12 protein-coding genes are annotated in these 15,668 nt (G+C 71.8%); 5 read left to right on the top strand and 7 right to left on the bottom strand.

What is annotated here, in order from left to right:
• Positions 1-45: 45 nt before the first annotated feature.
• Positions 46-2,151 (bottom strand): N-6 DNA methylase, encoded by a 2,106-nt coding sequence (locus tag ACIBCU_RS31900; protein ID WP_362942417.1) that lies wholly within the window; start codon positions 2,149-2,151, stop codon positions 46-48.
• Between the two features lie 194 nt (positions 2,152-2,345).
• Here ACIBCU_RS31900 and ACIBCU_RS31895 point away from each other — a divergent pair, with 194 nt between their 5' ends.
• Positions 2,346-3,173, top strand: coding sequence for a DUF4352 domain-containing protein (locus ACIBCU_RS31895; protein WP_362942414.1), 828 nt, complete (start codon positions 2,346-2,348; stop codon positions 3,171-3,173).
• A 71-nt stretch (positions 3,174-3,244) separates the two neighbouring features.
• Here the strand turns inward: ACIBCU_RS31895 and ACIBCU_RS31890 are convergent, their stop codons facing one another.
• From ACIBCU_RS31890 to mfd, 4 genes are all read right to left on the bottom strand, one after another.
• Complete coding sequence (locus ACIBCU_RS31890; RefSeq protein WP_399235682.1) at positions 3,245-3,994, bottom strand: N-acetyltransferase; 750 nt, start codon at positions 3,992-3,994, stop codon at positions 3,245-3,247.
• A gap of 48 nt (positions 3,995-4,042) precedes the next feature.
• The gene (locus ACIBCU_RS31885; RefSeq protein ID WP_399235680.1) at positions 4,043-4,369 is read right to left on the bottom strand and encodes a hypothetical protein; all 327 of its coding nucleotides are present in this window, start codon (positions 4,367-4,369) and stop codon (positions 4,043-4,045) included.
• A gap of 34 nt (positions 4,370-4,403) precedes the next feature.
• A complete protein-coding gene (locus tag ACIBCU_RS31880) occupies positions 4,404-5,141 on the bottom strand; it encodes an HNH endonuclease family protein (RefSeq protein ID WP_399235678.1) in 738 nt (245 codons plus the stop codon).
• A gap of 129 nt (positions 5,142-5,270) precedes the next feature.
• Complete coding sequence (gene mfd / locus ACIBCU_RS31875) at positions 5,271-8,801, bottom strand: transcription-repair coupling factor (RefSeq protein WP_399235676.1); 3,531 nt, start codon at positions 8,799-8,801, stop codon at positions 5,271-5,273.
• 185 nt (positions 8,802-8,986) lie between these two features.
• Here mfd and ACIBCU_RS31870 point away from each other — a divergent pair, with 185 nt between their 5' ends.
• Positions 8,987-9,229 (top strand): type II toxin-antitoxin system prevent-host-death family antitoxin, encoded by a 243-nt coding sequence (locus tag ACIBCU_RS31870; RefSeq protein WP_351270147.1) that lies wholly within the window; start codon positions 8,987-8,989, stop codon positions 9,227-9,229.
• Positions 9,229-9,603, top strand: coding sequence for a type II toxin-antitoxin system VapC family toxin (locus ACIBCU_RS31865; RefSeq protein WP_362927814.1), 375 nt, complete (start codon positions 9,229-9,231; stop codon positions 9,601-9,603). Before ACIBCU_RS31870 ends, ACIBCU_RS31865 begins: the two co-directional genes overlap by 1 nt.
• Before the next feature lie 83 nt (positions 9,604-9,686).
• Here ACIBCU_RS31865 and ACIBCU_RS31860 read toward each other — a convergent pair whose 3' ends face one another.
• The gene (locus tag ACIBCU_RS31860; protein ID WP_399235673.1) at positions 9,687-12,254 is read right to left on the bottom strand and encodes an ABC transporter permease; all 2,568 of its coding nucleotides are present in this window, start codon (positions 12,252-12,254) and stop codon (positions 9,687-9,689) included.
• Complete coding sequence (locus ACIBCU_RS31855) at positions 12,251-13,039, bottom strand: ABC transporter ATP-binding protein (RefSeq protein ID WP_362927816.1); 789 nt, start codon at positions 13,037-13,039, stop codon at positions 12,251-12,253. The genes ACIBCU_RS31860 and ACIBCU_RS31855 overlap by 4 nt, the downstream gene beginning before the upstream one ends.
• Before the next feature lie 371 nt (positions 13,040-13,410).
• Here ACIBCU_RS31855 and ACIBCU_RS31850 point away from each other — a divergent pair, with 371 nt between their 5' ends.
• Positions 13,411-15,027 (top strand): MFS transporter, encoded by a 1,617-nt coding sequence (locus ACIBCU_RS31850; RefSeq protein WP_399235671.1) that lies wholly within the window; start codon positions 13,411-13,413, stop codon positions 15,025-15,027.
• A gap of 144 nt (positions 15,028-15,171) precedes the next feature.
• Positions 15,172-15,666, top strand: a complete 495-nt coding sequence (locus ACIBCU_RS31845; RefSeq protein WP_399235669.1) for a DUF485 domain-containing protein — start codon at positions 15,172-15,174, stop codon at positions 15,664-15,666.
• Positions 15,667-15,668: the final 2 nt, after the last annotated feature.

The raw sequence follows: 15,668 nt of genomic DNA, 5'->3' as shown, positions 1-15,668 counted from the left end.
CACGGACAACCCGTCCCTGGTTGTGCACAACCGTTGTGCTTCACGTCACTCCGGAGCGACGGAGCCGTCCGTGAGCCCGTCGTACATCCCCTGCACCAGCTGCCCGCCCAGCCGGCCCGCCGTGCGCAGCGCGTCCTCGAACGCGGCGAGGGCACTGAACTGCTCTCCGTACGCGCGCTGTTCGGCCAGTGGCAGACGCGGCACCTGGAGACGGCGGGCGTCGAGCCGGGTCGCGGTGGAGGCGTAGCTGCTGGCCTGCCGGTTGTTGGCGGTGCCGCGCAGGAAGCCGGCGAGGAACCAGGGGTCCAGGGCCGCCGGATCGGGCCGCAGGAGCTGGAGGTTACGGCCGAGCACGGCCCCGGCGGTCGCGTCGTCGACGACTCTGGCGACCGCTCCTCCGCCGAGTACGGGCACGACGACGTCTCCCGGCTCCAGCAGGAGCGGCTCGTCCTCCGGGGACGCGGCCGGGGTGGAGGGCGTACCGCTGGGGGCTGCCCCGGAGAGGACGTCGTGCTCGGTGAGGACCGGAACCGCGCCGCTGCCGGCACCGGAGCCGGTGCGCAGGTGCAGGGCGCCCGCGCGGGCCAGTTCACCGACCGTGGTGAGGGGCCGCCGGGCCGGTTCGCAGGGAACGGCGGGCGGCGGTGTGAGCCGGGCGGTCAGCTTCAGGGTGTCGTCCAGGCGTTCCCGTACGCGTACGAGTTCCGCCGCGCCGCCGCCGGCGGCCGGGGGCGGCAGATGGCGGGCGGGGGCCAGGTCCACGTCGTCGTCGAGGAGTTCGATGACGGGGACGGCCCGACTGGTCCCGGGGCGCTCCTCGACGGGCTCCCGGCGCCCCGGCACGTCGAAGGGGGTCCACGCGTCGAGCACCGTGGCGCGCACCGCGGGCCAGTCCAGCCGGTCACGGCCGGACGGCGCACCGGCGGTCTCGGGCTCCGCCGCGTCGACGACGAGGAGTTCGGGGGCAGAGGGCTGCTCGGTGCCCGGCTTGCGGAGGACCCAGACGTGGAGGGGGATGCCGTACGGGGGTGCGGCGCCGGCCGGGAGCGCGATGACGGCGCGGAGGGCTCCGCGGCGGAGCAGGTCGGCGCGGATGCGGCGCCCCGAACGGCGGGAGGCGGCGGCCGGGGGCATGAGCACCACGGCGGTGCCGCCCTCGCGGAGATGGGCGAGGGCGTGCTGCACCCAGGCGAGTTCGGACTCGGTGCGGGCGGGGAAGCCGTACTCCCAGCGGGGGTCGTAGGCCAGGTCGTCGTGGCCCCAGTTGCGCTCGTTGAACGGCGGGTGGCAGAGCACCTCGTCCACGGCGAGACCGGGGAACGCGTCGGTGCGCAGGGTGTCGCCGGTCCGTACGGCGAGCGCGGGTCCGGCGGTCCTGTTCCCCGGGTGGAGGGCCAGCCGGAGCGCGGTGAGCGCCGCCAGGTCGGGATCGGCCTCCTGCGCGTAGAGGGCCGTGGGCCGGCCGACGGCGCACAGCAGGGCGCCGGTCCCGGCCGCGGGGTCGAGGACCGTACGGGAGCGCTTCTGGCCGCTCCGGCGGGCGGCGTCCCCGGCCGGCTTCGCGAGGTCGGCCATCAGCTCGGCGAGGCCGGGGGGCGTGAGGGTGTACTGCCGCGGGTTGGCGTCCAGCTGGCGGCCGAAGAGGAAGTCGAAGGCCTGCCGGGCGCCGGTCTCCGCCGCCAGTTCGGCCGCTGCGCGCAGCAGGGGGACGGACGGCAGGAGAGCGGACGCCGTGGGTGTGGGGACCGCCCGCCCCTCTCCGAAGCGGTCGGCGAGCACGTGGTCCAGGGCGCCCGGCAGCACACCTGCCATCCGGGCGTCGGAGACGGCGGTGATCTCCAGCCAGGCGGTGGGCCTGTCCCGGACGAGCAGGAGGGCGCAGCCCGTGTGGACGAGCGCGGTCACGGCGCCGTCGGGGTGGCCCGCCAACTGCTGCCAGACCCGCTCGCGCAGCGGCACCTCGGCGAGCTTGCCCTGGTCGCGCAGCCACTGTTCGACCTCGCTCAGCGCGAAGGAGGGGCTGGCCTCGGTGCCACCGACGGGCTTCGGGAAACCGGCGTGCCGACGGCGCCAGTTACTGACGGCCGCGCGGCCCACGCCCGCGAGCCTGGCGATTCCGGCCGCGGTCACCTCGGTCGAGTTATCCGGCACTGGCCTGTCTCCCGTTCCGCACACGTCGGTGTCCCTGCTGTGTGTGGGTGAGCATACCGAAACCACCGAGCCAACAGTTCACACGAATTATCGTGTTGACTCGGTTCACAGTGAATGGTCTTATTGACCCGCCGCACAGCGATGCGGCGCATCGTCCCGCTCACAGTCCCCGTTCTCATCGGAAGGGCACAGCCATGTCCCAGTACACGCAGCCGCAACAGCCCCAGCAGCCGTACGCCCCCGCGCAGACGCCGGGCACGCGCCCCGCCCGCAACGGCCTGGGCATCGCCGCCCTGGTGCTGGGCATCATCGGGACGGTTTCGGGGCTGATCCCGTTCTTCTTCTGGCTCGCGGGGATCCTCGGCCTGATCGCCCTGATCCTGGGCCTCGCAGGGCGGGGCCGCGCCAAGCGCGGAGAGGCCACCAACAAGGGCGTGACGACGTTCGGCGCGGTCCTCGGCCTCGTCTCGCTGATCCTTTCGGTCGTCGGAGCGGTCCTGACGTTCAAGGCCGTGGACGACGTGGTGACCGACATCAACAAGGCGGTCGAGGACAGTTCGGCGTCCGCGAAGCCGGCCGCCGGCGGAGGGGCGGCCGGCGGAGGGGCGGCCGGCGGCACCGAGGGCAAGGACGACACCCTGGGGCAGGGGGACTCCGCGGCGTACGACGACGGCCTGGAGATCACCGTGAACGCCCCGGCCCCGTACACCGCCGACGAGTTCGCGATCGGCCACACCAAGGGCAACAGCGCCTACACGGTCTCGGTCGTCATCGAGAACAAGGGCAAGGAGAAGTTCGACGCGACGCTCGTCAGCGTCGACGCCCGCGCCGGCGAGGACGGTGTGAACGCCGAGCAGATCTTCGACGGCAAGGTCGGCGAGGGCTTCAGCGGCACCGTCCTGCCGGGCAAGAAGATCACGGCGAAGTACGCCTTCGACACCCCGGCCGACGCCAAGAACCTGACCGTCGAGGTCGGCCCCGGCTTCGAGTGGGACGCGAGCCAGTGGGAGCTGAAGCTCTGACGGGCGGACGACCCCGTCGCGCGGCACCTCCGGGGCCGGCCACCCCCTGCGGGCGGGCCGGCCCTGTGGCCTCAGGCCGTCCGGTGCCGCACCCAGACGTTCGGCTCGACGTACACGGCGTACCCGTGGGCGAGCGAACAGTGCACCGGTACCAGGGCGCCCTCCACCTCCACCGGCCCCTCCGTGTCGAAGGGAAGCCCGGTCCAGGCCCGCCACCGGTCCAGGGACCCGCTCACCGTCATCGACACCGGGGCCACGGCCTCGATGACTCCGCCCGCCCGCACATGCACCCGCAGCCAGGGATCGTGCGGCAGCCCGTCCTCGTCCCGGACGCGCCGGGCGTACTCCTCCATCGGTGCCGTGGCCTCCGCGTGCTTCCCGCTCGGCCTGACCGGGGCGACGAGTTCCCGGAATCCGAGGCGACGGGCGTTCTCCCGCATCGCGGCCACCATGTGCCCGGAGATGCCCTGCCCGAGCCGCCCCGTCGTCACGGTGATCTCGATCGCGCTGACGGTGTCCGGAGTGCGCCCGTGCCGCAGGTCGGAGAAGGCCCACAACAGCACCTGGTCCCAGCCGCCTTCCGGCAACGCCCCCCGGCCCGGCGCACCGAGGGCGAACGGCACGCTGTAGCCCCGGGCCACCACCGCGCCCCCGGGATCGGTGGCGACGAGCACGAACTCAGGGAACTCGACGGCTATGCGCGGGAAGTTGCCCCAGCCGACCAGGTCCTCCAGCACGAACTCGGGCCAGGTGTCGGGCATCTCCTCGAGCGCGCCGGCGAGCTCCGGCCGCTCGGCCAGCGTCGTGATCTTCAGGTCCATGCGGCCAAGGTAAGCAGCGCCCGACCCCCCGCCAACCCGTTTCGGTTCTCACACGACCGAACCGACGGCGACCGCCCATGCCGGCCAGAGCGTGAGCAGCACCCCGGCCGTCCAGTACGTGCCCGGCGACAGCGAGGCCCGTCGCCGCACCCAGTCGTTGGCGAGCCACCAGATGATCCCGAAGACCGCCACCACGGGCACGACGATCACGAGCCACAGTGTCATTCCGTCGTTCTCGGTCGGCTCACGGGAGGTCCAGCCGGCGTCCGCGAGCGGCCCGTTCGACAGGTAGTACCAAACCAGGAACAGCGGTATGACGCCCGGAACCCCGAGCAGCAGATTCATCCCCGCGGCCGTCAGCCGCCACTTCCACATGGGCACAGTATTCACAACGGCGGCACGGGCATCCTCAGCGCTCGGGCGCCTCGGTCGGACTGCCGCCCGTGGGCAGCTTCTCGGCGGGACAGGAGGACAGCACCTTCCGCATGGCGTCCCTTTCGGCCTCGGTCACCCACAGGCCGTACTTGCTCTTCACCGACACCTGCCCCGCCACATACGTGCAGCGGTACGCCTTGTTGGGCGGCAGCCAGGTCGCGGTGTCCCCGTCCCCCTTGCGGCGGTTGGTGGACGAGTCGGCCGCCACCAGATTGAGCGGGTCGTTCGCGAAGGCCCGCCGTTTGCCGTCGCTCCACTGCTGGGCGCCCTTCTGCCACGCGTCGGACAGGGCGACGAGGTGGTCTATGTCCACCTTGCTGCGGCCACGCTCGAAAGCGATGCGGCCCCCCGTGTACGGATCGGGGTCGAGGACGCCGCTGAGCACCTTGCAGCCGTCGGCGTCGCGCTCGACACCGGACAGCTGGTGCGCGAGTACGTCGTCCCGGGTGCCGCACCCGTTCCGGTCGGTGTCCACCCAGGCGGACCCGAACTCGTCACGGTCGTACCCGGTCTTCGGCGCGCGGCCCTTCACACTCAGCCCGTCGACGGCCCGCAACGCCGACCCCCCGGGAGCCGGGGAGGTGGCAGCCGGCTCGGGGACGCCGAGGTCGCTCACGGCGTCGCAGCCGGTCAGGGCCAACACGCTCACCAGCGCCGACGTGGCGCAGGCGAGGAGTCGGTGGCGGCGGGGCACGGCTCGAAGAGGGGTCACAGCGCACCAGGTTAGGCGCGGCGGGACCCGGCCGTGAAGGCGGCGTCCCCGCCACGCCCCCGGCCGTGACTGACACGCCCCCGGGCCCCGCCGCGGCGCGGCGCCGTGCGCCCCGGCGGGGCCCGGGAGTTACGACCCCAGGATCGTCGTGAGGAACTCCCCCGTCCACGACAGGAGTTCGCGCCCCACGACCGGCTTCCCGCCGATCCGGCCGGCCGTCGGCCGCGGCACCAGGATCTGACGCGTGGCCGGCTTGAAGATCGTCTTCGGGTGCAGCCGCTTCAGCCGCAGCTCCTGCGACTCGCGCAGCTCCACCGGCGCGAAGCGGATGTTCGGCCCCTGGAGCACGATCTCGCCCACCCCGCAGGCCCGGGCCAGCATCCGCAGCCCCGCCACCAGCAGGAGGTTCTCCACCGGCTCCGGCAGCTTGCCGTAGCGGTCGGTGAGCTCCTCGCGCACCGCCCTGATGTCCCCCTCCGAATTCGCGGAGGCGATCGAGCGGTACGCCTGCAGGCGCAGCCGCTCACCCGGGGCGTAGTCGTGCGGGACGTGCGCGTCGACCGGCAGCTCGATCTTGACCTCCAGCGGCGGCTCCTCCTCGACCCCGCCGTCCACGGCCGCCCGGTAGTCCGCCACCGCCTCGCCGACCATCCGGATGTACAGGTCGAAGCCGACCCCCGCGATGTGACCGGACTGCTCGCCGCCGAGCAGATTTCCCGCTCCGCGGATCTCCAGGTCCTTCATCGCCACGTACATGCCCGCACCCATCTCGGTGTGCTGGGCGATCGTCGCCAGCCGCTCGTGCGCGGTCTCGGTCAGCGGCTTCTCCGGCGGATACAGGAAGTAGGAGTAACCCCGGTCCCGGCCACGGCCCACACGGCCGCGCAGCTGGTGCAGCTGGGAGAGACCGAAGTTGTCGCCGCGCTCCACGATCAGCGTGTTCGCGTTGGAGATGTCGATGCCGGACTCGACGATCGTCGTGGAGACCAGGACGTCGAACCTCTTCTCCCAGAAGTCGACGACGACCTGCTCCAGCTGGCTCTCCCCCATCTGCCCGTGCGCCGTCGCGATCCGCGCCTCGGGCACGATCTCCCGCAGCCGCGCCGCGGCCCGGTCGATGGACTCGACCCGGTTGTGGATGTAGAACACCTGGCCCTCACGCAGGAGTTCACGCCGCACGGCCGCGCCGATCTGCTTCTCCTCGTACGGCCCGACGAAGGTGAGGACCGGGTGCCGCTCCTCGGGGGGCGTCGTGATCGTCGACATCTCGCGGATGCCCGTCACCGCCATCTCGAGCGTACGGGGGATGGGCGTCGCCGACATCGTGAGCACGTCCACGTTGGCCCGGAGCTTCTTCAGCTGCTCCTTGTGCTCGACGCCGAAGCGCTGCTCCTCGTCGACGATGACCAGGCCCAGGTCCTTGAACTTCGTCTCCGACGAGAACAGCCGGTGCGTCCCGATGACCAGGTCCACGGACCCGTCCTTCAGCCCCTCCAGCGTCGCCTTCGACTCGGTGTCCGACTGGAAGCGGCTCAGCGCCCGCACGTTGACGGGGAACTGGGCGTACCGCTCGGTGAACGTGCCGAAGTGCTGTTGGACCAGGAGCGTCGTGGGCACCAGGACGGCGACCTGCTTGCCGTCCTGGACCGCCTTGAAGGCGGCGCGCACCGCGATCTCCGTCTTGCCGTACCCGACGTCGCCGCAGATCAGCCGGTCCATCGGGACGGACTTCTCCATGTCCTCCTTGACCTCGGCGATCGTGGACAGCTGGTCGGGAGTCTCCGCGTACGGGAACGCGTCCTCCAGCTCCCGCTGCCACGGGGTGTCCGGGGCGAAGGCGTGGCCGGGGGCCGCCATCCGTGCCGAGTACAGCTTGATCAGGTCGGCGGCGATCTCCTTGACGGCCTTCTTGGCCCGCTGCTTGGTCTTCGTCCAGTCGGCGCCGCCGAGCCGGTGCAGGGTCGGGGCCTCGCCGCCGACGTACTTGGTGACCTGCTCCAGCTGGTCGGTGGGAATGTAGAGGCGGTCCCCGGGCTGGCCGCGCTTGGCGGGGGCGTACTCGACGAGGAGGTACTCGCGGGTCGCGCCCTGCACGGTGCGCTGGACCATCTCGATGTAGCGGCCGACACCGTGCTGCTCGTGCACGATGTAGTCGTTCGCCTGGAGCGTCAGCGGGTCGACGGACTTACGGCGGCGGGCCGGCATCCGCCCCAGGTCCTTGCTGGCGGTGCGCTGACCGGTCAGATCCGTCTCGGTCAGCACGGCCAGCTTCAGCGCCGGGTCCACGAAGCCGTTGTCGATGGCTCCGCACGAGACGTGCACCAGCGACGGCGTGATCTCGGCCAGGTCCTGGTCGAGCCGGGCCGGGATGCCCTCGCCTCCGAGCACCTCGACCGTGCGGGCGGCGGGGCCCTGCCCCTCGGTGACGTACACCGTGCGCCAGCCGTCGGCGAGCCACCCCTTGGTGTCGGCGAGAGCCCGGGCGGTGTCGCCGCGGTACGCCTCCGGGGCGTGCATCCCGAGCTTCAGGGTGTCGCCGTCCAGCTCCTCGTCGGCGGCGAACGGGGAGGTGGACCACCACATCATGGACAGCTCACGGGCCCGGTCCCGGACGTCCGCGATGCCCCACAGGGAGGCCGCGCCGACGTCGATCGGGGCCTCGCCACCGCCGGCCGTGGCCGCCCAGGACGCCTGGAGGAACTCCTGGCTGGTCGCCACGAGGTCCGCCGCCCTGGTCCGCACCCGCTCCGGGTCGCAGACCAGTGCCATCGAGCCCTTCGGCAGGACGTCGAGCAGCAGCTCCATCTCGTCGACGAGGACCGGCGCGAGGGACTCCATGCCCTCGACGGCGATGCCCTCCGCGATCTTCCCCAGCAGCTCGCCCAGCTCCGGGTGCGCCTCGGCGAGGGCCGCGGCCCGGGTGCGTACGTCCTCGGTGAGCAGCAGCTCACGGCAGGGCGGAGCCCACAGGCCGTGCTCGGCGACCTCCAGCGACCGCTGGTCGGCGATCTTGAAGTAGCGGATCTCCTCGACGTCGTCGCCCCAGAACTCCACCCGCAGGGGGTGCTCCTCGGTCGGCGGGAAGACGTCCAGGATGCCGCCGCGCACGGCGAACTCCCCGCGCTTCTCGACCAGCTCGACACGGGCGTACGCCGCTGCCGCGAGCGCGTCCACGACCTCGCCCAGGTCCGCGGTCTGCCCGCTGCTCAGCGCGACGGGCTCCAGGTCGCCGAGCCCCTTGACCTGCGGCTGGAGCACGGAGCGCACGGGCGCGACGACCACGCTGACCGGGCCGGTCTCCGGGTCGTCCTGCCGGGGGTGCGCGAGGCGGCGGAGCACGGCGAGGCGGCGGCCCACGGTGTCCGACCGGGGCGAGAGCCGCTCGTGGGGCAGGGTCTCCCAGGAGGGGAACTCCGCCACCGTGTCGGGAGGCAGCAGGGTCCGCAGCGCGGCCGCCAGGTCCTCGGCCTCACGGCCGGTCGCGGTGACGGCGAGCACCGTACGCCCGGTGTCGCGGGCCAGCGCGGCCACGGCGAAGGGGCGCGCGGCGGGCGGGCCGACCAGGTCGACATGGGCCCGGTGGCCGTCGGCGGCGGCCTTCACCGCTTCGGAGAGCGCCGGGTCGGTGACGACGACGTCCAGCAGACCGTGCAGGCTCATGAAGGTTCCGTCCGGTGTGGCGAGTGAGCAACGCGAAGGGCCCGACACGTGGCACGGGCCGGGGGCTCCAGCGTACGACGCCGGTGTGTCACTCGCGCGAGGGAACGCCGTTGTCCGTACGGCGGCAGCGGCACTACCCTTAGTCCGATGGCTAGTCCGCTCCGCTCGTGGCCCCTGAGGCAGTCATGGAAGCAGCCCGGCAGTACAACGTGCACGAGGCCAAGACCCACTTCTCGCGCATACTGCAGCAGGTCGAGACCGGCGAGGAAGTCGTGATCAGCCGGGCGGGGGAGCCGATCGCGAAGGTCGTGCCCCTGCATCCGAAGGTGCGGCGGACCGGTCGCGGCTCGCTCCGGGGACAGATTCACATCCCCGACGACTTCGACGAGCTCCCTGACGACATCGCCGAAGCGTTCGGGATGCGCTGATGCGTCTCCTGCTCGACACCCATATCGCCCTGTGGTGGCTCGACGACTCTCCTGAGCTCTCCGAGGAGATGAAGGACCTGATCGACACGGAGCCCGCCGTGTACCTCAGTGCCGCAACGCCCTGGGAAATCGCCATCAAGCAGTCTGCCGGGAAGCTCGCAGGACCCGACGATCTGGCTGAGCGGGTCCGCGACTGCCAGCTGACAAGCCTCGCGATCACCGCAGGACACGGGGTCAAGGCCGGCCGCCTCCCCCCGCTCCACCGCGACCCCATCGACCGCATCCTCGTCGCCCAGGCCCAGACGGAAGGGCTGACCGTCGTCACCCGCGACAAGTGGATCCCTCAGTACGACGTGCCGGTCATGCACGCCTGACGGAGGCGGCGGGACGCGAACCGGCCCCGGGGCGTTTGGAGGAACGCCCCGGGGCCGGATCAGTCATCCTACGGCGGGCTCCGTCACCCGTCCGTGGCAATCGCGTTCAGGACGTTCATCCGGCCGGCCCGGAAGGCCGGGACCAGGGCGGCGAACAGTCCGACGAAGGCCGAGGCGACGAACACGGTGACGATCGTCGGCCACGGGATCTCCAGGACCCCGAGCCCCTCCAGGGCCAGCAGCTTCTGGGCCGAGGTTCCCCAGCCCATGCCCAGGCCGAGTCCGAACAGGGCGATGACCACGGACTCCAGCCGGATCATGCGCCGCAGCTGACGGCGGGAGAGGCCGATCGCCCGCATCAGGCCGATCTCGCGGGTCCGCTCGACCACCGACAGGGCCAGGGTGTTCACCACACCGAGCACCGCGACGATGATCGCCAGGGCGAGCAGGCCGTACACGATGTTCAGCAGCTGGCCGATCTGGTCCTTCAGGTCCTCCTTGAAGTCGGCCTGGTTCTGCACCTTGTACTGCGGGTACGCGGCGAGCGAGCTCTTGATGGCCGCGTACGCCTCCTTCTCCTTGCCGTCCTCCGCCGCGGCGAACATGATCATGTTCTCGGGCATCCGGTCGGCGGCGACGTAACGCTCGGCCGTGGAGACGTTGATGTACATCGCCCCCTGGTCGACGCTCGTGTCGTCCGAGGTGATCGCGGCGACCTTCAGCTTCGCGGTGTCGCCGGCCTTGAAGGCGACGGTGAGCTCGTCGCCGACCTTGATCTTGTGCAGGGCGGCGTAGTCCGACCCGACCGACATGGAGTCCGCGCCGTACGCCTTCGCCAGGTCACCGGCGACGGTCTCGCGCCGCAGGTCCTGCGGGTATGTCGGGTCGGCGGCGGTGACGTGGTCGTCCGACGACGAACCGTCGGGGTTGGTGAGCTTCGCGGCGAGCACCTTGTAGTTCGTCACGTGCTCGATGCCGGGCACCTTCTGGATGGCGTCCGCGGCCTGCGGCACGATCAGCTGGCCGGTGTTCGACTGGACGATGAAGTCCGTGCCGACCGACTTGTCCAGTTCGTCGGTGGCCGACGCGACCATGGACGAGCCGACGACCGACAGGCACGCCACCAGGGCCAGGCCGATCATCAGGGCCGCGCCGGTCGCTCCCGTACGCCGGGGGTTGCGCAGCGCGTTGCGCTCCGCCAGCCGCCCGACCGGGCCGAACAGCCGCAGGACGACGAGGCCGAGCACCCGCACGACCGCGCCGGCGAGCAGCGGCCCGATCACGATGAAGCCGATGAGGGTGAGGACCACGCCCAGGCCGAGGTAGAGCGAGCCCTCGCTCGCCTCGTCCACCCGGGTCGTCGCCCACAGGCCGGCGGCACCGGCCCCGGTCAGGACCAGTCCGATTCCGGCACGGATCCAGCCGGACTTGGCGTCCGCCGGGGTTCCGGCGTCCCGCAGGGCGGCCATCGGGGAGACCTTGCCGGCCCGGCGGGCCGGGATGTACGCGGCGAGGACGGTGACGACGACGCCGAGGGCCAGTCCGATCACCGGTGTCGTCCAGGCGATGGTGAGGTCCTTGGTGGACAGCTCCATGCCGACGGCGCCCATGACTTTCATCAGCCCGACGGCGAGACCGATGCCGGCCGCGACTCCCAGGACCGATCCGACGAGGCCCAGGAGGACCGCCTCGACGAGCACGGACCGGTTGACCTGCTTGCGGCTGGAGCCGATGGCCCGCATCAGGCCGATCTCGCGGGTGCGCTGGGCGACCAGCATCGAGAAGGTGTTGACGATCAGGAAGATGCCGACGAGGAAGGCGATCCCGGCGAAGCCGAGCATCGCGTACTTCATGACGTCCAGGAAGGAACCCATGGAGTCCTTGTCGGCGTCCGCGGCCTCCTTCTGGGTCTGCAGCTTGTACGTGCCCGCATCGCCCAGAGCCGCGGCGACGTCCTTCTTCAGCCGGTTGTCGGCGACACCCGGTTCGGCGGTGACCGAGACGTGGGTGAAGACGCCGGACGCGCCCAGCAGCTTCTGCTGCGCGGTGGCGGTGTCGAGGTAGACGACGGCCGCACCGGGGTTGGTCACGGTGAACGAGGCGATACCGGTGATCTTCGCCCTGATGTCGCCGGTGACGGCGATGGTGCGCACCTCGTCGCCGACCTTCAGGTGGTGCTTCTCGGCGGTGTCGGCGTCGATCATGGCCTCGGTCGGCCCGCGCGGGGCGTGGCCGGAGGTGATCTCCATGGACCGCAGGTCGTTGTCGGTCCAGTTGCCCGCGATCGTCGGGGCACCGGTGTCGGACCCGAGGTTCTTGTTGTGGCTGTCGACGAGGGTGACGGCCATGCTGCTGACCGCGCCCTCCGCCTTCTTCACGCCGTCCACCGCGGCGACCTCGGCGACGACGGACGCGGGGAGCGCCTCGGGCTTGCCGTTCTCCGGGACGTCGGCGGTCTCGGCCTCCTTCGGGCTGACCGTCACGTCGGCGGACGTCGCCGCGAAGAGCTTGTCGAAGGTGGTGTTCATCGTGTCGGTGAAGACGAGCGTGCCGCACACGAACGCCACCGACAGCAGGACGGCGACGGCGGAAAGCGCCATCCGCCCCTTGTGCGCGAGGAAGTTGCGCATCGAGGTCTTCCAGACGGTCATGACGTCCGCCCGCGTGCGTCGAAGTCCTTCATCCGGTCCAGGACCTGCTCGGCCGTGGGGTTCTTCATCTCGTCGACGATGGAGCCGTCAGCGAGGTAGAGGACCCGGTCCGCGTAGGAGGCGGCCACCGGATCGTGGGTGACCATGACGATGGTCTGGCCGAGCTCGTCGACCGACTTGCGAAGGAAGGACAGCACCTCGGCGCCGGCACGCGAGTCCAGGTTCCCCGTGGGCTCGTCACCGAAGATGATCTCGGGGCGGGCGGCGAGCGCCCGGGCCACCGCGACGCGCTGCTGCTGACCGCCGGAGAGCTGCGTGGGCCGGTGCTTGAGCCGCTCGGCGAGACCGACGGTCTCCACGACCTGCCGCAGCCAGCCGGCGTCGGGCTTACGGCCCGCGATGTCCATCGGCAGCGTGATGTTCTCGATCGCGTTGAGCGTCGGAAGCAGGTTGAACGCCTGGAAGATGAAGCCGATTCGGTCCCGGCGCAGCTGGGTCAGCTTCTTGTCCTTGAGCCCCGTGATCTCGGTGTCGGCGAGGTGGATCTGCCCCGAGGTCACCGTGTCCAGACCGGCCAGGCAGTGCATCAGGGTCGACTTGCCCGACCCGGACGGGCCCATGATCGCCGTGAACCGCCCGCGGACGATGTCCACGTCGACGTGGTCGAGCGCCACGACCCGGGTCTCACCCGCGCCGTACGCCTTGACGACCTGCCGCGCTCGCGCAGCAACGGCCGTACGCCCTCCAGTGTCCCCGTGCCTGGGAATGGTTACAGCCGTTGTCACGGTTTTTCTCCTATGTCGGTCGATGCGCGGACGTCTCTGTGTACGTTCCGAGTCTCGGGTGAAGAGGTGCTCCGGCGCGCTGGTGCCCGGCGCAGTCTTCGAGTGGGGTTTTCCCCACCCCGCCCCCTGCGGCCGGCCGCATCCGCGGCGTCGTACCGACCGTCCCCCACGTGCCGGCCGGTATAAGAACACGCTAAGGAACAGGGCACCCGCCTCTCGTCCTCCGGCGGGAGGAACGGCCCCCGGGCACAACTCCGGTGCGCCCCCTAGGGGTCCGGGCCCCGGGTGCGGGACCTGAGTAGGGGTCGCGCTCTCCGGCCTGCGGCTCCCCTACGGCGCCGGGCGGTGAGACAGTGTCCATCGTCAAGTAGATGCATAGGGAAGGGACCCCTGTGGGCGGCACGGACGGCACCGGCGGCACGGACAGCCCGGAAGCGGTACGAGGGGCCGCCGCCCCCGGGGCACCACCGGGCACCGACCGGAGCCGCCGCCCCGTCGCCGCGGCCCTCATGCTCGGCATGGGACTCGCCGCCATCGACGGCACCATCGTCGCGACAGCCGTGCCGCAGATCGTCGGCGACCTCGGCGGGTTCTCCGTCTTCTCCTGGCTCTTCTCCGGCTATCTGCTCGCCGTGACCGTCACCCTGCCGGTGTACGGGAAGCTCTCCGACACCTTCGGCCGCAAGCCCGTCCTGATCGCCGGGATCATCCTCTTCCTGGCCGGCTCCCTGCTCTGCGCCGGCGCCTGGAACATGGCCGCCCTCATCGCCTTCCGCGTCGTCCAGGGTCTCGGCGGCGGCGCCCTCCAGGGCACGGTGCAGACCATCGCCGCCGACCTGTACCCGCTCAGGGAACGGCCGAAGATCCAGGCGAAACTCTCCACGGTCTGGGCGACTTCGGCCGTGGCGGGGCCCGCGGCCGGCGGGCTCCTCGCCGCCTACGCCGACTGGCGCTGGATCTTCCTGATCAACCTGCCGGTCGGTGCCGTCGCCCTCTGGCTGGTGGTCCGTCACCTCCACGAACCCGCCAGGCCGCGCCCCGCCACCCGTCCCCGTATCGACTGGGCGGGCGCCCTCGCGGTCTTCGCCACCGGCGCGCTTCTGCTGACCGCACTCGTCCAGGGCGGCGTCGCCTGGCCCTGGCTCTCCGCCCCGTCGCTCGGGCTGCTGGGGGCGAGCGCCGCGCTGGCCGCCCTGACCGTCATCGTCGAGCGCCGCGCCGCGGAACCCGTCATACCCGGCTGGGTCTGGCGGCGGCGCACCATCGCCTCGGTCAATCTCGCCCTCGGCGCGATGGGACTGCTCATGGTCGCGCCGACCGTCTTCCTGCCGACCTACGCACAGTCCGTCCTCGGACTGGGCCCGATCGCCGCCGGGTTCGTCCTCTCCGTGATGACCCTGAGCTGGCCCGTCGCCGCCGCCCTCTCCGACCGGGTCTACAACCGCATCGGCTTCCGCCGCACCGCGATCACCGGCATGTCCGGGGCCCTGCTGGTCCTGCTCTGCTTCCCGCTGCTTCCCTACCCCGGCACCGCCTGGCAGCCCGCCCTGCTCATGCTGCTGCTCGGCGCGACGCTCGGCCTCTTCCAGCTCCCCCTGATCGTCGGGGTCCAGTCCACGGTCGGCTGGGCCGAGCGGGGCACGACGACGGCGTCCGTGCTCTTCTGCCGCCAGGTCGGCCAGAGCCTCGGCGCCGCGCTCTTCGGCGCCGTCGCCAACGGCGTGCTCGCCTCCCGGCTGGCCGACTCCCCCGTCCCCGGCCTGCCCGGCGATCTGGACGCGGTCTCACAGGCGCTCGAGGACCCGGCCTCCCTCTCCGCCGCGGCGACGGACTATCTGCGGCGGGCCGTCGACACCGCCGTCGACCACGTGTTCACCGGCGCCGCGGTCGCCGCCGCTCTCGCCCTGCTGGTCCTCGTCGTCCTGGCCCCTCGCCGCTTCCCGGTCCTGGACGAACACGAGAGCGCTCCCCGGGCACCGAAGGACTAGACAAGTGGCGTGTTACCTGGGGTAGTTCGTCCGTAACCCTCCCTCTCCGCGATACCCGCGAGTAACGTACGCGCTCCCAACAGCGCACCCGCGCACCTGCCTTGCAGCCCGTCCCCGGGCCCGAGCCATGCAGGGAGCACCGCCATGCCCCAGCACTCCCAGCCACCCCCGCGCCCGCCCCGGCAGCCCCCGCACCGCCCCGCCCAGCCGCCCCCGTACCCCGGCGACTACCTCATGCCCTGGCAGAGCTCCCCACCCCCGCCACCGCCCACCACCCCGGCACCCGCACCCGGCCGCGCCCCGGCGCCCGGGCACCACGGCGACCTGCGACGCCTCCGCACCGCCTACCGCCTGCTGCGCCGCGTCTCGGCCCTCACCGCCCTCGGCTACTTCACCCTCTTCCTCCTGCTGTCCGGCTACGCCCCCGCCTTGATGACCCGCCCCGTCGGCGACGGCGGACTCACCACCGGCCTCCTCCTCGGCCTGTGCCAGCTCCCCGTCGCGCTCGCCGCCATCGCCGTCTACGAGTGGACCGCCCGCCGCACCGTCGACCCGCTCAGCGCCGGACTCCGCGACCGGGCCGGCCACGCGAAGGCCGGCGCACCGGCACCGGACCGCAGGAAGGGGCCGGGCCGGTGAAC

Origin of the sequence: Streptomyces sp. NPDC051064 (genome assembly GCF_044455985.1) — a bacterium.
Lineage (GTDB): Bacteria > Actinomycetota > Actinomycetes > Streptomycetales > Streptomycetaceae > Streptomyces.
The sequence above is the reverse complement of the archived record's forward strand: the minus strand, read 5'-3'. Positions and strand labels throughout refer to the sequence as shown.